Origin of the sequence: Sphingobacterium pedocola, assembly GCF_015209965.1 — a bacterium.
GTDB lineage: Bacteria > Bacteroidota > Bacteroidia > Sphingobacteriales > Sphingobacteriaceae > Sphingobacterium > Sphingobacterium pedocola.
Genome location: NZ_MU158689.1, coordinates 1,122,867 through 1,142,564, shown reverse-complemented (window position 1 = coordinate 1,142,564; position 19,698 = coordinate 1,122,867). Strand labels below are relative to the sequence as shown.

Annotated in this window: 16 protein-coding genes; 6 read left to right on the top strand and 10 right to left on the bottom strand. The window is 37.6% G+C overall.

Annotated elements, in window-relative coordinates; translation table 11 throughout:
- Positions 1–57: 57 nt before the first annotated feature.
- Positions 58–924 (top strand): AraC family transcriptional regulator, encoded by an 867-nt coding sequence (locus tag C4F40_RS04780; RefSeq protein ID WP_196938216.1) that lies wholly within the window; start codon positions 58–60, stop codon positions 922–924.
- 26 nt (positions 925–950) lie between these two features.
- Here the strand turns inward: C4F40_RS04780 and C4F40_RS04775 are convergent, their stop codons facing one another.
- The 8 genes from C4F40_RS04775 to fbaA form a co-directional block, all read right to left on the bottom strand.
- Positions 951–3,254: a GH92 family glycosyl hydrolase gene (locus tag C4F40_RS04775; RefSeq protein WP_390881608.1), complete on the bottom strand. Its 2,304-nt coding sequence runs from the start codon at positions 3,252–3,254 to the stop codon at positions 951–953.
- Positions 3,255–3,315: 61 nt separating this feature from the next.
- Positions 3,316–4,296 carry an NAD(P)H-quinone oxidoreductase gene (locus C4F40_RS04770; RefSeq protein WP_313785008.1) on the bottom strand — a complete coding sequence of 327 codons (981 nt, stop codon included), beginning with the start codon at positions 4,294–4,296 and terminating at the stop codon, positions 3,316–3,318.
- Positions 4,293–7,010, bottom strand: coding sequence for a TonB-dependent receptor (locus tag C4F40_RS04765; protein WP_196938215.1), 2,718 nt, complete (start codon positions 7,008–7,010; stop codon positions 4,293–4,295). Before C4F40_RS04765 ends, C4F40_RS04770 begins: the two co-directional genes overlap by 4 nt.
- 177 nt (positions 7,011–7,187) lie before the next feature.
- Entirely contained in the window at positions 7,188–7,715 is a 528-nt protein-coding gene (locus tag C4F40_RS04760; protein ID WP_136899991.1) for a ferritin, read from the bottom strand.
- 175 nt (positions 7,716–7,890) lie between these two features.
- Positions 7,891–8,259 carry a DUF6686 family protein gene (locus C4F40_RS04755; protein ID WP_196938214.1) on the bottom strand — a complete coding sequence of 123 codons (369 nt, stop codon included), beginning with the start codon at positions 8,257–8,259 and terminating at the stop codon, positions 7,891–7,893.
- A gap of 143 nt (positions 8,260–8,402) precedes the next feature.
- Positions 8,403–8,747: a ribosome hibernation-promoting factor, HPF/YfiA family gene (gene hpf, locus C4F40_RS04750; RefSeq protein ID WP_196938213.1), complete on the bottom strand. Its 345-nt coding sequence runs from the start codon at positions 8,745–8,747 to the stop codon at positions 8,403–8,405.
- A 13-nt stretch (positions 8,748–8,760) separates the two neighbouring features.
- A complete protein-coding gene (locus tag C4F40_RS04745; RefSeq protein WP_196938212.1) occupies positions 8,761–9,642 on the bottom strand; it encodes a tyrosine-type recombinase/integrase in 882 nt (293 codons plus the stop codon).
- A 270-nt stretch (positions 9,643–9,912) separates the two neighbouring features.
- A complete protein-coding gene (gene fbaA, locus C4F40_RS04740; RefSeq protein WP_196938211.1) occupies positions 9,913–10,992 on the bottom strand; it encodes a class II fructose-bisphosphate aldolase in 1,080 nt (359 codons plus the stop codon).
- A 173-nt stretch (positions 10,993–11,165) separates the two neighbouring features.
- Here fbaA and C4F40_RS04735 point away from each other — a divergent pair, with 173 nt between their 5' ends.
- From C4F40_RS04735 to C4F40_RS04715, 5 genes are all read left to right on the top strand, one after another.
- Positions 11,166–11,522, top strand: a complete 357-nt coding sequence (locus tag C4F40_RS04735) for an arsenate reductase (RefSeq protein ID WP_196938210.1) — start codon at positions 11,166–11,168, stop codon at positions 11,520–11,522.
- 1 nt (position 11,523) lies between these two features.
- A complete protein-coding gene (locus C4F40_RS04730; protein WP_196938209.1) occupies positions 11,524–13,476 on the top strand; it encodes a M1 family metallopeptidase in 1,953 nt (650 codons plus the stop codon).
- Between the two features lies 1 nt (position 13,477).
- Positions 13,478–14,167 carry a hypothetical protein gene (locus C4F40_RS04725; RefSeq protein WP_196938208.1) on the top strand — a complete coding sequence of 230 codons (690 nt, stop codon included), beginning with the start codon at positions 13,478–13,480 and terminating at the stop codon, positions 14,165–14,167.
- A gap of 165 nt (positions 14,168–14,332) precedes the next feature.
- Complete coding sequence (locus C4F40_RS04720) at positions 14,333–14,983, top strand: NAD(P)-dependent oxidoreductase (RefSeq protein WP_196938207.1); 651 nt, start codon at positions 14,333–14,335, stop codon at positions 14,981–14,983.
- 130 nt (positions 14,984–15,113) lie between these two features.
- On the top strand, positions 15,114–15,986 hold the full coding sequence (locus C4F40_RS04715) for a serine hydrolase (RefSeq protein WP_231389916.1): 873 nt from the start codon (positions 15,114–15,116) through the stop codon (positions 15,984–15,986).
- A 684-nt stretch (positions 15,987–16,670) separates the two neighbouring features.
- Here the strand turns inward: C4F40_RS04715 and kdsA are convergent.
- Both kdsA and recQ read right to left on the bottom strand, forming a co-directional pair.
- Positions 16,671–17,486 (bottom strand): 3-deoxy-8-phosphooctulonate synthase, encoded by an 816-nt coding sequence (kdsA, locus tag C4F40_RS04710; protein ID WP_196938205.1) that lies wholly within the window; start codon positions 17,484–17,486, stop codon positions 16,671–16,673.
- A 9-nt stretch (positions 17,487–17,495) separates the two neighbouring features.
- Positions 17,496–19,685 (bottom strand): DNA helicase RecQ, encoded by a 2,190-nt coding sequence (recQ, locus tag C4F40_RS04705; protein ID WP_196938204.1) that lies wholly within the window; start codon positions 19,683–19,685, stop codon positions 17,496–17,498.
- Between the last annotated feature and the right edge of the window lie 13 nt (positions 19,686–19,698).

The following is a 19,698-nucleotide window of genomic DNA, read 5'->3' as shown; positions in this document are numbered from 1 at the left end:
AATGATATTACCATTATTTTATTTTAATTTGTAAACTGTTCGAATATATACTACAAAATGCGTTTAAAGCAACTAACCCACCAAGGAAGCAGTTTTCAAAGTTTCCATGTGCGGCACGATACTTATCCTAAGAACCATAACGTATGGCATTATCACGAAGAATTGGAATTTATTCACGTTAGAAAGGGTTCGGGTACACTTTTTATTGGGGATTGTATACGAAAGTTTAACCCTGGAGATGTGGTTCTGATTGGCCCTAATATCCCACATTACTGGTTTTTTGATCCGGAGTACCTAGATGTTATAGAAGCCGTTGCGACCGACAATTGTGTTATACATTTCCAAAGAAGTTTTGCGGGCGAAGATTTCTTTTACTTGCCAGAAATGACCGGTATTAAAGATTTACTTTTAGAAGCAAATAAAGGATTATGGTACAAGTGCGGGGCCACGGATCCGTTAAACAAACTTTTTGAGGACATTTTAATCGCCGATGGTTTTGAGCAGCTGTTAATTCTATTGCAGGCATTGCATATTTTCCATCATAATAAAAAGTCGACGCTGGTAAGTGATAACTATGCGATCTTAAATCATTCAAGCGATCATAAGCGTATGAATGATGTGGTAGATTACATTCAGTCCAACTTTAAGCAACATATAGAATTAAGTGACTTATCAAATTTGGCTGGGATGACAAAAAATTCATTCTGCCGATATTTTAAACAAAAAACGGGTAAAACACCGTTAGAGTTTATTACCGAGCTTCGAATCGCCTCGGCCTGTAAATTTCTATCGGATACCAGCACGCCCCTCAAGGAAGTGTGTTTTGAATGCGGATATAATAATTATGTAAGCTTTCATAACGCTTTTAAGAACATCACTGGACTAACTCCAAAGAGCTATAAAATAAAAGCGGGGCTTGTTTAGGCCCCGCTTTTATTTTATAGCGCTTATTACTGATCGTCCTTACTTAACGAGAAAGGTAAATCGGCTTTATCTACGCCACGATTTTTATTCGGGACGGCATCCATATCAAAGGATAAAGTTGTTCCCTTTACCAATTCACTATGTTTGATATAATTTTTGGTGTAGTTCTTACCGTTCCATTTTAAATTTTTAATATATCGGTTAGTATCTGAGTTATTTTGAGCTTGAATGTTTACTTTCTTGCCATTACTAAGATGAAGTGTTACCTTATCAAATATTGGAGACCCCAATATATATTCATCTGTCGCAGGTGTAACAGGATAGAAGCCCATTGCAGAAAAAACGTACCAGGCAGATGTCTGACCATTATCTTCATCACCGCAATACCCGTCTGGATTAGGCGAATACATTCTATTCATGGTCTCGCGCAACCAATATTGTGCTTTCCAAGGAGCCCCAACATGGTTGTAGAGGTAGATCATATGTTGAATAGGTTGATTTCCGTGGGCGTACTGTCCCATATTTGCAATCTGCATTTCCCGAATTTCGTGTATCGGAAACCCATAATAGGAATCATCAAAAATTGGCGGAATAGTAAATACGGAGTCCAATTTTATTTCCATCGCCTGATGACCGCCCATTAACTTAGCTAGCCCCTCAAAATCCTGGAATACCGACCAACTGTAATGCCAGCTGTTTCCTTCGGTAAAAGCATCTCCCCATTTGAAAGGATTAAATGGAGATTGGAACGCTCCATTTTTATTTTTCCCACGCATCAATCCCGTAGATGGATCAAATAACTTTTGATAATTATACGCTCTGCTTTTATAAAGTTGTTGATCTGATGCTGGTTTGTCCAATGCTTTTGCCAGTTGATAGATTGCAAAATCATCGTAAGCATACTCTAAACTTCTGGCTGTATTTTCGTGAATCTTCACATCGTATGGAACATACCCTAATTCTTTATAATAGTCTGCTCCCGCTCTTCCTACAGCAGTTATTGGCCCTGCATTGTTAGCTCCTTTTAATACAGCTTCGTATAATGTGCCAATTTCTTTCGAACGAATTCCTTTAATCCATGCATCAGCGACCACAGATGCGGAATTATTTCCGACCATTATATTTCTGTAACCAGGACTAGCCCATTCCGGAAGCCATCCACCTTCTTTATATGCATTTGCCAATCCCTCTTGCATTTTTTCACTCATTTCAGGATACATAAGATTTAAGAATGGAAATAAACAGCGGAAGGTATCCCAAAAACCAGTATCTGTAAACATATAGCCGGGTAACACCTCTCCATTATATGGCGAATAGTGCATGACTCGTCCCGTTGCATCGATCTCATAAAACATACGAGGAAACAACAAAGAGTGGTATAGGCAAGAGTAGAATGTACGCAGTTGATCAACGGATCCCCCCTGTACTTCTACCTTACTTAATTCCCGATTCCAAATATTTTCTCCCTCGGTAACGCGTTCATCAAAATTTTTACCATCCAACTCTTTTAAATTTAGGGATGCCTGCTCCGGACCAATAAAAGAAGAAGCGACTTTAGCGATCAATTGCTCGCCTGGATTAGCGATTTGAAAGCGTACCAGTGCTCCCACATGATCAGCTTTCACCATATAACGATCATCGGTTAAAATTGAATCTGCAAACGTCGCAACGTTGGCAAACGGACGGTCAAATTGCATGACAAAGTAATTCTTAAAATTAGTTGGAACGCCGCCACTGTTCTTTGTCGTATAACCAATGATTTTATACTCCTTCGGAATAACTTCAACATAGGAACCTTTATCAAAGGCATCTATCAAGACAAAAGCCGAATCTGTTTTTGGAAATGTAAACCGAAAATAAGCCGCCCTTTCTGTCGGTGTAACTTCTACTTTCGTATCATAATCCGCTAGGTAAACGGAATAATAATGTGGTTTGGCTACTTCTGCTTTATGCGAAAAATAGCTAGCTCGTTTATCTTGGTCAAATGTCTTATTGTTGACCGTGGCCATAATGGAAAATTGACCGTAGTCATTCATCCAGGGGGATGGCTGATGCGTCTGTTTAATACCCCGTATTTTCTCAGCTGTATAGGTGTACATCCAGCCATCGCCCATTTTACCGGTCTGTGGACTCCAAAAATTCATTCCCCAAGGCATAGCTACCGCCGGGTATGTATTTCCACTCGATAGAAAATACGTAGATTGCGTACCTACTAACGTGCTTACATACGTTAGCGGCTTGTCAATTTTACCCACAATTTTTTGCGCGTTTAGATTAAGGATACATAGCATCCCCATGATAGATAATGTAAAACATTTAAATACTGTCATAAGTATATAGATATAGGTTTATTCTTAGGACGAAGATAAGTAATAAATATGTATGCTAAAACTATTTAGCCTTAAAATCTAAAACTATTTTACCCATAAAGTATCCATCTTCCATGAGTTGATGCGCTTTTGCGACTTCTTCCAGCGAAAAAACCGCATATATATTCGTTTTGAATTTACCATCTTCCAGCAGGGGGATAACGTTTCTTTCGATCTCCCGAGCAAGATCAGCCTTGAAGTTCTCATCGCGCGCACGAAGCGTACTGCCGGTCAGATAGATCCGCTTCTGCATTAATTTTAATAAATTCATTTCAACCTTTGCTCCCTTCATCGCATTAATGTATACCAAGGTTCCTTCACTTTCGAGAAGATCGAAATTTTTAGCAAAATAATCGCCTCCAATACTATCTAGAATAATATTGATTTTTTCGTTGCTCCATGCTTTTTCGTATGCAATATTATGGTAGTTTACAAAATCAAAGGCACCTAATTCCTTTGAAAAGGCACCTTTTTCTTCCGATCCAACTGTGGTGTATACTTTCGCACCAAACAGATAGCCTAGTTGTATGGCTGTAGTTCCAATACCACCAGATCCACCATGAACCAGTAAGCGATCTCCATTTTTTAACTTTCCTCTTTGAAAAACATTGTGCCATACCGTAAAAACAGTTTCAGGCAAACTTGCGGCTTCAATAAAACTAAGGTTACTAGGTATCAGAATACAACTTCCAATGTGTACGGCTGCATACTCAGCATATCCTCCACCGCTTAGCAAAGCCATTACCTTATCTCCAATTCGCGAGGCGTCCACCCCTCTCCCAACAGCGACTATTTTACCTGCTATCTCCAAACCGGGGATATCTTGAACAGCACCTGCTGGCGCATGGTAATTTCCTTTACGTTGGAATATATCAGGCCGATTAACTCCCGCAGCATATACCTCTATCAATACATGGCCCGTTTTTAACTCGGGAATATTGCGTTTTTCAATTTTTAAAACTTCAGGCCTACCAAATTCACTTATTACTGCTACCTTCATCATTTCTTTTTGGGGTATTTTTGTAAACGTAGATTCAAGGACAACATGAAATACCTACCTAACCTGTTATTACGTGCTTCATATACATCATTTCCAATATACTCAGATGTAAAACCCATACTTTTATTCTGATCAAATAAATCAAAGCCTTGAACACGTAACAGTGCTAGATTATTTGGTAAAAAGGTAAATTCTACAAATGCATTCATGATCGTCGGGTTGATGTTCATGAATGTGCTTGTATATCCGTCGTTGAATCGTTGAGACATTTCCATTCCCAACGAAATATGATCGTTAAAATAACCTTTTGCTCCCACACCTGCCAAAAAGCTGTGTGCGTTGATTTTGGTGCGATAAGGAATATCATATTGCGCGTTATTAAGCATATAATTTGCGTTTACAACAGATTCGACATGGTCGGACCATTGATAGCGTACCTGTAGCGCCTGATTGAAAAACAACTGTTTTGTCGTTCTTTTTCGGTCGTCGATAAAAGAGAGGTTATTATAATAGTCCGTATTACCCGTTAGATCTAACTGTAAGTTTTCGGTGAATAAAGGTGTATTAAATACATAATACCAACGCATATCATAATATCCTCCTGTATTCTTAAATGTAGTTTCCTGGATTGTTGAGTTATCTATAGATCGCTTATCACTGACAATCTTGTTGAGCGCAATATTATAAGCTAAATTGGATTCAAGATATTGACCTGTAGATGCCATGGTTTTGCGAAATGTAGTAGAAATACGATGCGAAAACTCAGCTTTTAATTCGGGGTTGCCAACTACGATATTGCGCGAATTAGTATTATCAATAACCGGAATAATTTGATGAAAGTTGGGTTGATTATTCTTTCCTTTATAGTCGATTTGCCAATCCATTTCATTATTGAACCTATAAATAATATTTGCAGAAGGGATTAAATTAACATTCTCATACTTGTACTCGACTTCTTCGCGAGGTAATTTACCCTGTAATAAAAGCGGTTGTACTGCAAATCCTACATTTAATTTGAACTTGCTATTAGGGATGAACTGATAATTTAAGCTGGTGCGATTACTCCTGAAAAAATAATTATAATCTACTGTTAATGAATCAACATAATTGATTGAGTTCGATGGATTGTTAATTAATCTATCTTCCACAAGTCGAATGGCATCGATCTGGGTTATATCGAAAGAATAACTAAATTCAAATAAGCTTTTATTAAAAAATGGCTCTACAAACGTTACTTCAGCCTTTGAACTGCTGGTGATATTCTTGCTATTGATAAATTGATTCTGTGAGAATTCTGTATCAATCGGTCTATCATCGGACAGATCATACACTTGGTAAGATTCCCTAGCGACTTCTTTTCTGTTGTTGTCATTCGAGTTCAACTGTAGATTTCCGATCAGTTTACGTCCCTTCTTATTAAAAAATTTAGAATATAGTATTTCAAGTTCTCCATTTGGATTTTCTTGAGTCGTCGAATCTTGATAAGTACCTAAGTTCTTCGAATCTGAATTCCGTAACTCGGTATCTTTTGTATTCGTGGCTATCTGTTTATTAAACCATAGATTTCCTGCAACTTTCAGCGCATCTTTATTTTTGAATCTTGTCTCCATATCGAATTTAATCCGATGGTTTAGATCTACGGTATTAATAGAATAGTCCTCTTTCCGTCGAATGGTATTACCAATATAGGTAGATGTCAATTCAGAGAAGCCCTCAGTCGAATTTTCTTGACGAACAAAGCTATAAGAAGCATTTAAATTCGTGTTAGTACCTATCTTTCGAGAAGCATTTATTCCAATGGAATTGACATTATTCAGGCCATCTGTCGGGTCAGAATAATCGCCAATTTCCAATAAAGATCGATCTCTCTCCCCTCCGGTTAATGACCCGAAGGAAAAAAGATTTGTATTGGTATTATTGATCGATCCAATGATAGAAACCTCCTCCCCGTCATTAAACTTGTTAATACCAAAACTGCCAATATAACGTTCATTAGTGCCCCCGCCCACGGTAATTTGCCCAAAATATATTTTTTTACGATCCTCTTTTAGGATTATATTGATAATTTTTTCCGAATCTCCATCCTTCATCCCAGTTTGTTGGGTATCATTACCATAAGAGTCAATTACCTGAATGTTCTGAACGAAGTCTGCAGGAAGATTACGTGTAGCGGTCAGAACATCACCTCCAAAAAAAGGTTTGCTGTCTACTTCGATTCGGTTTATAGATTTGCCATTAAAATATACCGAACCGTCCCTTGCTACCTGAAATCCAGCCAACCCTTTTAACGCTTCTTCAAGTAAAGCTCCTTTTCTAAATTTATATGCGTTAAAATTGAATTGTGTGGTATCTTGTTTAAAAACAATAGGTATAACTTTTACAATGTTAATATCCTTGATAAAGAAACTGGACGGCATTAGCTCTATTGTTGGCACTAATATCTCGCTACGGGCCTCAATAGAAAATAACGATTTGCTTGCCATTTGATATCCCAACATGCTATACGTAATGTACAAATTGTTACCCTTTATATTCTTGAATCTGTATTGACCTTTTTCATCGGTAATCCGAGTAACGGTGTCTAGGTTGGTACTGAGCCTTACACTTACAGATTTTAGTGGTGCTCCTGTGCTGTCTACTACAGTGCCATAGAAGGTCTTGTTAATAGACTGAGCCAATCCATTATTGGTAATCAATAGACCAATAATCGCAAACAAGAAACACGCTATTTTTTGATGAGGCAATTGCACTTCAATATGTGAATTTTCTAACTAGTTCAATATACAAAATATTATCGTTTAATATTGTATTACAATAACGATATTAAAAAAAATATGGTATAAAAAAAACGGGTTATTAATTACTAATAACCCGTTTCCTCTGTATGTTAATGACTACTCGCCGTCAAAAACTACTTTAACCAAATGTCTGTCAATTTCCCAGCGACCTGTTCCCTCTTCTCCTATCACATCAAATAACTCTAGGATACGACGAGCTACATATTCTTCTTCTACTTGCTCCTCTAAGAACCACTGCACGAAATTAAATGTTACGTAATCTTTTGATTTAGCACATTGATCCGCTATATTATTAAATTGCTCTGTTACAAACATCTCCTGTTCTAACGTTTGCTCGAAAATTCCACGGAAAGATTCGAAATCAACAGGAATATTTGTTATTTCTGGTGATATCGCTCGTCCTCCTCTATTGCTTACATAGTTAAATAACTTTAACATATGTGTACGTTCTTCATCGGATTGTTTTGCGAAAAATTTAGATGCATTGTCTAACCCCTGATCATCACACCAGGCTGACATGGCCAAATATAATGCAGAAGAATGTGCTTCTACTTTAATTTGAGCATTTAATATAGTTTCGATATTTTCAGATAACGATGATTTTAATTTTAATAAGTCTTTCATATACCCTATACTTTAAACATTCATATATAATAACAATAATATTCTTGTATTGTTTATACAAATGTAACGTATAACTCTTATCATGCCATTAAAAAAGTGCAATACAAATTCAGTCTAAATTAAGGCTTGATAAACCTAACTTATTTAGAATCAATACTATTATAAAGAAAGTGAACTAGGCAGTAATTGCGCAGTAATGACCGCGTCTCAAGAATTGTTTGATGGAACCATTTAGTTCGAGCATAAATTTAGCACCAGAAAGTATTTCCCTAAGATTTAAGATATTTTGAGGTGAAAGAATAAAACAACGTTCGGTCCGGAAAGGCATCACTATTTCAAAATCTGAGGAACGCGAAGAATCGTTGAGCATGGCTTCTATATCAATCGAGTCTATCCTTTTCTTAAACATGAAGAAATCCCCAACCTTAAACGCAGTTGTAGTTCCATCAAAATCTAGCCAATAACAATTTTTGCGACTACATTGGTAAACAGCCCCATGTTCAGTTTTAAAAACTTCTTCTACATATGTTAATGGACAGATCATCTTATAAATTCTTTTTATATCAGATTGAAATATTCTATTGCGTCACAAAAGTAAAACTTATTAAGAATTAATCCAAATAAATAATAAAAAAACGGTCTATAAAAATAGACCGTTTCAAAAAATGATACTAAATAATAAATATATTACAATTCGTCTTCCTCTGTTGTAAGCAATTCCTTGTGATTGCTTGCATTGGTACGCGTTTTCGTTTTGTGCTTATTAATCTGCCTTCTCAACGATTCTACCGCGATATCGGTAGCTTCTTCAAAAGTCTTTGCTTGAGATTTGGCAAACAATTGATTGCCAGGAATATTTAACTTTAATTCTACGATCTTATTGGACTCATCTTCTACATTTTCTAATCGGAGATAACATGCCCCCTCAATGATATTATCTAAGTATTGGTCTAATTTATTAGCCCTTTTCTTGATAAAGTCTACCAATTTTTGATCTGCATCGAATTTGATTGATTGCACAGTAATATTCATTTTTCCTCCTTTTTTAAGCCTTTGGATGGGCTTGTTTATAAATTGACTTCAAACGCTCAGCAGAATTATGCGTGTATACTTGTGTCGCTGCTAATCCTGCGTGACCTAATAATTCCTTTATAGCATTCAAATCTGCTCCTCTATCTAATAATGTCGTAGCAAAGCTGTGTCTCAGAATATGAGGACTTCTCTTCTTTTGTGAAGTAATCATACTGAGGTAGTTTTTTACAATCCTGTAAATCAATTTTGCATACGCAGGCTTTCCTTCTTTAGTAACGACAAGATATTCTGTTTTGTTTTCAAAATCTTGATCTTCTTTTTTTACCAAGTACGATTTTAGCTCCGCCAATAAAGTTGAATGCAGTGGAACAAAACGCTCTTTGTTCCTTTTACCGAATATAAGAACTTTTTTATTGAAAACATCAACATCCCGCTCTTTTATTTTTAATAATTCTGAAAGACGAATTCCCGTACCAAATAACAGTTCCATTACAATATAGTCTCTTTGTCCTTCGAAACTCTCCGTTGCATACTCCATCTTATCCAAGAGTGTTACGATCTTATCATTTTCGACGACAACAGGAAGTTTTTTTGGTGTTTTTAATGCCTTGATGAGACGTGCCGGATTTTGGAGAACAATACCTTCTCGCTGTAGGAACTTATAATACGATTTAACAGCAGATATAGATCTATTCACCGACACTGCCTCCTTCTCCCCTTCTTTAAGGGTTGAAAAATAATACCTTAACAACTTATAGTCTATCTCTTCAAATGTGACGTTTTCACGACTTATAAAATTCAATAAGCCGTCAACTTCTTTGGCATAAGCGCTTAGCGTATGTGCAGAAAATCTTTTTTCGAAGGTCAAAAAATTTAAAAATCGTTCCTTATACATAGTGTTAGTTGAACTATTGGTAAGATAGCGAAAAAATCTCGCAATGAATTATTTTCCCATTGGATATTTAACATAATTTACCTAAATCAAGATCAAGGAAATTGCCTTCGGCGAAGGTAATTGGTTAGATTTTCTACGGCTCAGGCCGTGGCAGGCTCACGTATAAAAATAGGTTACATTTTATTATTGCAGTTACATTTTAAAATTAGCCTTAAAATGAAAGAAGGAGAAGCGATTGCTTCTCCTTCTTTCTGATAGTAGTTGTATCTTCTACAATTTACTGTTGACATCGATCGCATTCAATTCTTCAAAAGCCTGTTTAAGTCGAGCAACAAAAGCTTCTTCGCCCTTACGTAACCAAACGCGGGGATCGTAATATTTTTTATTGGGTGAATCAGTACCTTCAGGATTACCAATTTGCGCCTGAAGGTAGTCGTGGTTTTTAGCTTCGTAGCCTTTGATACCATCCCAAAACGCCCATTGCATATCCGTGTCAATATTCATCTTGATAGCTCCATATGAAATTGCTTCTGAGATTTCTTCAGGAGAAGAACCGGATCCGCCATGGAATACAAAATTAACAGGTTTCTCTGCAGTCAAGCTGTATTTTTCACGGACATAATCCTGTGAATTTTTTAAGATAACAGGTTGTAATTTTACATTACCCGGCTTATATACACCGTGCACATTACCAAAGGCCGCTGCTACAGTGAATTTATCAGAAACTTTAGATAATTCTTCATACGCATATGCTACTTCTTCAGGCTGTGTATATAATTTAGAGCTATCTACATCCGAATTGTCTACGCCGTCTTCTTCTCCTCCCGTAACACCCAACTCAATTTCCACTGTCATACCGAGCGGTTTCATACGTTCCAAATATTTTTTGGATATTTCAATATTTTCTTCGATAGATTCTTCGGAAAGATCAAGCATATGAGAAGAAAATAGAGGTTTACCATTTTGAGCGAAGAATTTTTCACCTGCATCTAATAGACCATCAATCCACGGCAGCAGCTTCTTAGCAGCATGGTCGGTGTGCAAGATAACAGCAACGCCGTAATGCTCTGCTAATAAATGTACATGATGAGCGGCAGAAATTCCGCCTAGAATACAAGCTTGTAAACCATCATTATTCAATGATTTTCCAGCATAAAATTGTGCTCCGCCATTTGATAACTGTATAATTACAGGAGAATTAACTGCCTTTGCCGTTTCCATAACAGCATTGACAGAATTTGTTCCCGTTATATTTACAGCAGGTAGCGCAAATTTATGCTGTTTTGCTAGCTCAAATAATTCTTGTACTTGATCACCTGTCAATACACCTTTAAAATCTTTTAGGCTCATATTTTTATTGTATTTAATTGCTTTTTGTTTTTTGAAGTTTAAAGATAGTGTTTTTTTTGTTCTTTCAAAAAGAATAGTGTAAAAAATACACTAAGAAAAATATAGCTCATTTATTTCTTATTTAATAGTTATTGGTATCTTTAGACGTACTTTCAGATTAATACTTTATATATATGGTTGAGATTTACGGCATAAAAAATTGTAACACAGTAAAAAAAGCTTTAGATTGGTTGGTAGAACACAAGATTGCTTATACATTCCATGATTTCAAAAAGGAACCTGCCCAGGAAAAGAAATTGAGGGAATGGGCAGAGAAAGTATCGTGGGAGCAATTAGTTAACAAAAAAGGAACGACTTGGCGCAAATTGACGAAGGAAGAACAAGACGATGTAAAAGATATTTCGTCTGCAATACAAGTTTTGTTGGCTAATAACAGTATGATTAAGCGACCTGTTATAGAATGCAACGATCTCGTTCTTTTGGGATTCGATGATAATGTTTATTTAAGTACACTAAAAGCTCCCAAATAGTATGATAAAAAGATTATACCTGACAGCCTTAACGATCGCTTGTCTATTTATTTCCGCTTCTGTTGGAGCTCAGGAAAAGAGTTTATATAATTATACCGAAGCATTTGCTACAGATTTTTACAAAAGCAACGGCACCTTGTACCGTTCTGCGAGCGGTAAACCAGGTCCTTCTTATTGGCAAAATGCGGCAAATTATAACATTAAGGTCAAACTTAATGATAAGATCAATCACATAACAGGTTCAGTAGCTACAACCTATATTAATAATAGCCCCGAAGATCTCGACTTCATTTGGTTACAGTTGGATCAGAATTTATTTAATACAGATTCGAGGGGACAGGCCACAATTCCACTTCAAGACAGTCGTTATGGAAATTCTACGAATACCTTTAACGGTGGATATGCCATTCGAAATGTCAGAGTAGATTCGGAGTCCGATATCACTTACAGTATCAGTGACACACGTATGCGGCTTAATTTACCTAAACCATTAAAGGCCAATGGAGGGAGCGTATCATTTAGCATGGATTTTGAATTTACCATTCCAGAATATGGAGCAGATCGTACAGGTATCTTGGCTACACAGAACGGCAATATATATGCAATTGCGCAATGGTATCCAAGAGTATGTGTCTTCGACGATATTCTTGGATGGAATACACATCCCTATACCGGACCGGGCGAGTTTTATTTGGAATTTGGAGATTACGATGTAGAGATTACCGCTCCTGCCAATCATATTGTGGTTATGGGAGGCGAACTACTTAATCCAGATGAAGTGTTTACCAAAGAACAGTTGGATCGATATAATCAAGCAAAGACTTCAAACGAAACGGTACTTATTCGTTCGGAAAGCGAGGTAACCAAAGGTTCTTCTAGACCAAATAAAAACGAACTGACCTGGAAGTATGTCTTAAAAAATGCTCACGATGTCGCTTGGGCTTCATCCGCTGCTTTTATATTGGATGGTGCAAAGATTAACCTGCCTAGCGGTAAATCTGCATTAGCATTGTCGGCTTATCCAAAAGAAAGTAATGGAGGAAATGCTTGGGAAAGATCGACAGAGTACGCAAAAGCTTCGATTGAGCATTATTCAAAAAAATGGTACGAGTATCCATATCCCGTAGCCGTTAATGTCGCTTCTAACGTGGGAGGAATGGAATATCCTGCTATCTCTTTCTGTGGTCACAAAGCTAAGGCAGCCAATCTCTGGGGAGTTACGGATCATGAATTTGGGCACAATTGGTTTCCAATGATCGTCGGTAGCAACGAAAGATTACACGGGTGGATGGATGAAGGGTTTAATACCTTTATAAATGACATTTCGACTGAAGTATTTAATAAAGGCGAATACAACATCAAACATGGGCAGCGCAATAGCATGACACCTGTTTTGTTCAACCCCGATCTAGACGCAGTTATGACCACACCGCAGAATATGAAAGAACGTAATATTGGTATTCTTTTGTATTATAAACCCGCTTTTGCACTCCATTTGTTAAGAAACGAGATCATTGGTAAAGATCGCTTTGATCCAGCGTTTAAAAAATACATTGATGTATGGGCTTACAAACATCCAGCTCCAGATGATTTTTTCAGATTGATGGAAAATGAAACCGGAGAAAATTTGAACTGGTTTTGGCGAGGGCTGTTCCAATATAACTGGCAGATGGATCAGGCGGTTACCGACGTACGTTATGTGGAATCCAATCCGTCGAAAGGCGCTATTGTGAGTATTGACAATTTGGGTAAATTGCCTATGCCGGTAGAAATCGAAGCGACAACCGAAAGCGGAAAAAAAATCACGATAAAATTACCTGTGGAAGTTTGGGAAAGAAACATAAGATGGACATTTAAAATAAATTCCACAGAAAAATTGACAACGGTTAAACTGGATCCACGAAATGTATTTCCTGATATCAACCCCGAAAATAACACCTGGAACACGAAATAATATGAATAAAATAAATTACTTAGTAGCCCTGCTCGTCTTTCTTATAGCAGGAGTTATTGCGCCAATACAGGCGCAAGATTATAGGGGAATAGTATATGAATTAGAAAGTAGCCATACGCTGTCCAACGTGACAATTACGAATCTGCGCACCAAAGAACAAGTTACTACTGATCGGGAAGGAAATTTTAAAATCGACGCCAAACTTTATGATTACTTAGAAATTGAATTACCTGGTTATCAAAAGGATACTGCATTTCTTTATGAAGAAGGTGTGCGGAGAATTTATCTCTTACGTGAGGATAATACTATTCTTATTAACGAGGTGTTGGTAACTCGCTTGACGGATAGCCGCTTAGTCGCAGAAATTGCACGTGCAAAAAATGAAGGTAAGGTGGTCGATGCTAGTCAACAGCAAGGCGGATTACGCGTTTCTCCTTCCCGATTATTTGGTCGCAAAGCAAAAGAAGCGCGGAAAAACCTCAGTCTACTAATTACTGAACAAAATAACCGTCAGGTTGATCGTAAATTTACCAGCCAACTTATTGCGTCTTTGGTTCCCCTTACTGAAGATGAAATTCCCTTATTTAAAGAAAGATACCGTCCAACACTAGAGTTTGTCCAAGTAGCCTCTCCGCAGGATTTACAAGTTTACATATTGGATTCATACAAAAAATTCCGAGCAGAAGATTAAACTTTTTAGATACTATAATCCAATTTATTGGGTTGTAGTATCTCTAGGTCAAAAAATCTCTTATGTTCACTAAACTTTTTACCTACATCATCTGTTTTAGTACTGTTGTGCTTATCACAAGTCGCTTAGTGTGTTAACAAATAAATCACAAACAAAACCACAGATATGAAAGTAGCATTAATAGGCGCTAGCGGGTTCGTTGGTTCAGCCATTCTCAAAGAATTGAAAGAAAGAAGACATGAAGTCACTGGTATTGTCCGTGACCCTTCAAAAATTGTACCCCAAACTAATGTACTTGCGGTACAAGCCGACGTAAACGACACGAATGCGTTAAGTGCTGTGATTAAAGGCCATGATGCCGTAATCTCCGCATTCAATGCGGGATGGGCTAACCCACGTCTCTATGAAGATTTCAAACAAGGCGCGCGCTCTATTTTAGAAGCCGTCAAAGAATCCGGAGTTAAGCGGTTCATTGTCATTGGTGGCGCGGGTAGTTTATACGTTGATGAAAATACACAACTCGTCAATACGTCTGATTTTCCGAGAGACTTTAAGCCCGGTGCTTTAGCTGCAGCTGAACATTTAAAATTTGTGGAATTGGAAAATGATTTAGATTGGACATTTTTTAGTCCTGCCATTGAAATGAATCCGGAGACTTCAGGTACCCGGACAGGTAGTTACCGAACTGGTTTAGATAATCCTGTTTTCGACTCCAATGGTAGATCGTCCCTCTCCGTGGAAGATTTAGCTGTAGCTATAGTAGACGAATTAGAACATGGACAATTTGTCCAGAAAAGATTCACTGCTGCCTATTAGAATTAAAAATGTTACCAATTATTCGATACGAATGAATAAATACATATAAAAAGCATAGAATTCGTTCTATGCTTTTTATATTTACAACCAAATTATTATATTCACTATGAACTACGTGCTCCTTTTAACCATGAGTTTATCTGTCCATATTCTTTTCGCTCAGAAAGTTGATAAAAAGCTTGAAGATAAGCTTAAAAATGAAATACAGCATTTTGAAGGCGATGTCGGCATCTATGTACAACACTTACGACTGAACAAGTTTGTCGCAATTCAAGCAGATACCGTATTTCCTACAGCCAGTATCGTGAAAGTTCCGATTTTAGTTGGTGTGTTTCAAAAAATAGCGGACGGCCAGCTGCAGTTAAATCAATCCTTCCGATATGACGAAAAAAGGGTATACGGAGGATCGGGGCTAATGCAGTTTTACAAGGACAGTACGCAAACCGACCTTTCGACGATGATCTCTTTGATGCTCAGTTACAGTGATAATGTTTCCTCACTTTGGCTGCAGGAATTAGCCGGTGGCGGAACAACTATAAATCCACTTTTAGAAAGATTGGGATTACAACATACCAAGATCAATTCCAGGACTCCTGGAAGGGAAGATATATGGAAAAAATATGGTTGGGGTCAAACAACACCTCGAGAAATGGCGACTTTATTCTCATTAATCAGAAATGGCCAATTAATTGATAAAAGATATTCCGATAAGATGTACAGGTATTTAAAAAACCAGTTTTACAACGGACGATCTTTATCTCAAATCCCATCTCATATCAATACGATATCCAAAACAGGATCGGTAAACGATGCCCGGGGCGAAGTTGTACTCGTAAATGCACCGAGTGGAGATTATGTATTCTGCATATTAACAAAAAACAACAAAGACCAAAGCTGGAACGACCAAAATGAAGCCGAGGTGCTGACCCGAAAAATTTCGAATATTATCTGGAACCACTTTGAGCCCAAACAACCCTTTGTCCCGTTCGAACCGATCAAATAAAAAACGAATCAGGCAATTTGCTGTTGGTGGCTGCTCCGTTTTGTAGGAGTTAATGAAATAAAGGAAAAATTTAATTATACAGTTTGTCGCTCGGGCCGCGACATGGCCTAAACTTTTTCTTGGATAAAAAGTTTAACAAAAATCAAGGCGATACCGTATTTGTCGTTTCGGCGACGCGATGACGCAACGTGCAGCTCTTAGGCCTCCAACGCACTATCCCCCGTTTCAAAGGCTGAGATCTGCTTGGTTAAGTGCTAGTTGTACGTTTATACAACGCATCATCTGCTGCCTGCGCGTCCAAATCCGATAAGGCCGTCCTTTGTTAGATCTGCCGGATTCTTCAAAGAGATGCAACAAAAAAAGCATTATCCTCACAATCACGCCCCATGTCGCCTTGGCCATTTGCGAATGGCACGAGGATGCACTAGCCCTTGTGGCAGATGGGCACAGCGACGATTTTTTCTTTCTTTTTATAAAAAAAGAAAGAGCCCGTCCGGCGGTGAGGACTATGAAAATAAAAATTTAGGTCGCCTTGTGATCAAAGCGACAAGGAAATTTGTTTAAATTAAACGTTCATTTTTATTATCACGTCCCTTACTTATTAATAAAATTAATCTTTCAAAAGCAAGGTCTAAAAATCAACTGATTTTTAGACCTTGTGTTATTATTGAAAACTTTGGAAAACTACAAAATTGCTTCTCTCAGTCGTACGAGCTTTGTCAACAAACCTTCCAAATGATCCAGATGAAGCATATTAGCACCATCTGATTTGGCATTTGCAGGATCAGGATGTGTTTCTATAAAGAGTCCATCCACACCTACGGCGATAGCAGCTTTTGCAATGGTTTCGATTAACTCGGGTTTGCCACCAGTTACACCAGAAGTTTGGTTGGGTTGTTGCAAAGAGTGTGTACAATCCATTACTGTTGGTACCTTAAACGCACGCATTACAGGGATTCCCCTGAAATCAACGACTAAGTCCTGATAACCAAACGTATTTCCACGATCTGTAAGGAATACTTTTTCATTGCCAGAGTCATTTACTTTATCTACCGCAAACTTCATCGATTCGGCCGATAAAAATTGACCCTTCTTAATATTGATCACTTTGCCAGTTTCGGCAGCTGCAACTAATAATTCAGTTTGGCGACATAAAAAAGCAGGTATTTGCAGCACATCCACATAGGCTGCAGCGAGCGCCGCCTCATGGCTTTCATGAATATCTGTTACCGTAGGAATACCAAATTCCTTTCCTACCTTCTCTAAGATCTTTAGCGCCTTTTCATCACCTATACCTGTAAATGAATCTACACGCGAGCGATTTGCTTTACGGTATGAACCTTTAAAAACATAAGGTATACTTAATTTATCCGTAATGGTAACGATTTTTTCTGCAATTCTTAATGCGACCTCCTCACCTTCGATGGCGCACGGTCCGGCCATTAAAAAAAACTGATCGGATTGCCCGTTTTTTAATTGAGGCAAATATGTATTAATCATTTGTAAATATTAATTTCCCAATTCTGATATAAACTTAATACGCATTAATTGAATATCTTCATACGTATATTCTGCTTCACCCAATTCTTTTAATGCTTCTTTAATAGAATCTACTTCAGCTGATTTGAAGTAATCATAAACTTCGTCCTGTAGATCTTGATCAATCATTTCGTCGACAAAATAACCTATATTTAATTTTGTCCCGGAGTATACAATCGATTCTACTTCTCGGAGTAGATCTTCATAGCTTATGCCTTTAGCCGCAGCGATATCGTCCAATCCTATTTTACGATCTATATTTTGGATGATAGACACCTTCAATGCGGACTTATTAGCTGTGCTTTTCACAATAAGATCTTGAGGTCTATCAATGTTGTTATCCTCTACGTACTGTTTAATTAACTCGATAAAAGGTGCCCCAAATTTCATTGCCTTACCCGATCCGACACCATGGATTTGTTTCAGTTCGTCTAATGTAATCGGATAATGTGTACACATTTCGTCAAGCGAAGGATCTTGAAAGATAACAAAAGGCGGTAAAGATTTTTGCTTAGCTAGCTTTTTTCGGAGGTCTCTAAGCATTTTAAGCAACTCGATATCCAGTGCTGCCGAGCTTTGCGAAACATCTTCTCCCCCATCCTCATCCGTAAATTCCATTGGTTTATTGATAATGAATTTTATTGCATACGGATTATTTAGATATTTTTTACCTGATTCCGTTAATGTCAATAGTCCGTAGTGATCAATATCTTTTTTTATAAAATCAGCTAGCTCCGCCTGACGGATCACCGAGTTCCAATAATTTACACCATCTTCTTTCCCCGAACCAAATAATTTGTGTTCATCATGTTTGTATGATGAAACGGGCTGATTATTTTGCCCCATTAACACATTAATAATATGGTGGTCGTCAAATTTGTCACCTTGCTCTTTAATAAAACCTAACACCTTGAATAACGGTTCTTCGGCATCAATTTGGGTTTTAGCTGCTCTACAATTGTCGCACATATTATCACACCCTGTCTCATCAAATTTTTCTCCAAAATAATGTAAGATTTGCTTACGACGACACACAGAAGATTCAGAATAATCTATTACTTCTTTCAATATCTGTGTCCCTATTTCTCGTTCGGACACAGGTTTATCTTTCATGAATTTTGTCAGTTTTTCGACATCCTTTTTAGAATAAAATGCCACACACAAACCTTCTCCCCCATCCCGGCCCGCTCTGCCTGTTTCCTGATAATAACCTTCCATTGATTTCGGAATATCATGGTGGATCACATACCTTACATCGGGTTTGTCTATCCCCATCCCAAAAGCAATAGTAGCAACAATCACCTCCACATCTTCCATTAAAAACTTGTCCTGTGTATCGGCACGTGTTTTTGCATCTAGGCCGGCATGATACGGTAGCGCTTTTATTCCATTGATATTAAGAACTTCGGCAATTTCTTCGACTTTTTTGCGGCTAAGACAATAAATAATTCCCGTCTTACCCGAATTGTTTTTAATAAATCTAACAATTTCTCGCACCACTTTATTCTTCGGTCGTACCTCATAATATAGATTCGACCGGTTAAACGAAGATTTGAATAATGCTGCATTATTCATTTGTAAGTTTTTTCGGATGTCTGATTGCACTTTCGGAGTTGCAGTAGCCGTCAGGGCAATAATAGGAATATTATCACCGATACCATTTATAATCTGACGTATCTTTCGGTATTCAGGACGAAAATCATGCCCCCATTCAGAAATACAATGTGCTTCATCAACAGCTACAAAAGAAACCTTTATCGATTTTAAGAATAGTACATTATCCTCTTTCGACAACGATTCCGGGGCCACGTAGAGCAACTTTGTTTTTCCGGCAGAAACGTCAGCCTTTACTTTTGTTATATCGCCTTTTGTCAATGATGAATTCAAGAAATGCGCAATACTCTCATTCCCCCCGAAAGCTCGAAGCTGATCCACTTGATTTTTCATTAACGCAATCAGCGGCGATATGACTATTGCCGTGCCCTCGCTCATTAATGCAGGTAACTGATAACAAATTGACTTCCCACCACCAGTTGGCATGATCACGAATGTATCTTTTTTGTTTAATACATTGGTGATAATTGCTTCCTGATCTCCTTTAAAAGTATCAAAACCAAAAAATTCTTGCAGATTATCAAACAGTGATTTTTCTATTTCCATCGACGCAGACACA

Coding starts and splice junctions, on each gene's coding strand:
- C4F40_RS04780 (WP_196938216.1), top strand. CDS start 58: ATGCGTTTAAAGCAACTAACCCACCAAGGAAGCAGTTTTCAAAGTTTC.
- C4F40_RS04775 (WP_390881608.1), bottom strand. CDS start 3,254: ATGACAGTATTTAAATGTTTTACATTATCTATCATGGGGATGCTATGT.
- C4F40_RS04770 (WP_313785008.1), bottom strand. CDS start 4,296: ATGATGAAGGTAGCAGTAATAAGTGAATTTGGTAGGCCTGAAGTTTTA.
- C4F40_RS04760 (WP_136899991.1), bottom strand. CDS start 7,715: ATGAAAGACTTATTAAAATTAAAATCATCGTTATCTGAAAATATCGAA.
- C4F40_RS04755 (WP_196938214.1), bottom strand. CDS start 8,259: ATGATCTGTCCATTAACATATGTAGAAGAAGTTTTTAAAACTGAACAT.
- hpf (WP_196938213.1), bottom strand. CDS start 8,747: ATGAATATTACTGTGCAATCAATCAAATTCGATGCAGATCAAAAATTG.
- C4F40_RS04745 (WP_196938212.1), bottom strand. CDS start 9,642: ATGTATAAGGAACGATTTTTAAATTTTTTGACCTTCGAAAAAAGATTT.
- fbaA (WP_196938211.1), bottom strand. CDS start 10,992: ATGAGCCTAAAAGATTTTAAAGGTGTATTGACAGGTGATCAAGTACAA.
- C4F40_RS04735 (WP_196938210.1), top strand. CDS start 11,166: ATGGTTGAGATTTACGGCATAAAAAATTGTAACACAGTAAAAAAAGCT.
- C4F40_RS04730 (WP_196938209.1), top strand. CDS start 11,524: ATGATAAAAAGATTATACCTGACAGCCTTAACGATCGCTTGTCTATTT.
- C4F40_RS04725 (WP_196938208.1), top strand. CDS start 13,478: ATGAATAAAATAAATTACTTAGTAGCCCTGCTCGTCTTTCTTATAGCA.
- C4F40_RS04720 (WP_196938207.1), top strand. CDS start 14,333: ATGAAAGTAGCATTAATAGGCGCTAGCGGGTTCGTTGGTTCAGCCATT.
- C4F40_RS04715 (WP_231389916.1), top strand. CDS start 15,114: ATGAGTTTATCTGTCCATATTCTTTTCGCTCAGAAAGTTGATAAAAAG.
- kdsA (WP_196938205.1), bottom strand. CDS start 17,486: ATGATTAATACATATTTGCCTCAATTAAAAAACGGGCAATCCGATCAG.
- recQ (WP_196938204.1), bottom strand. CDS start 19,685: ATGGAAATAGAAAAATCACTGTTTGATAATCTGCAAGAATTTTTTGGT.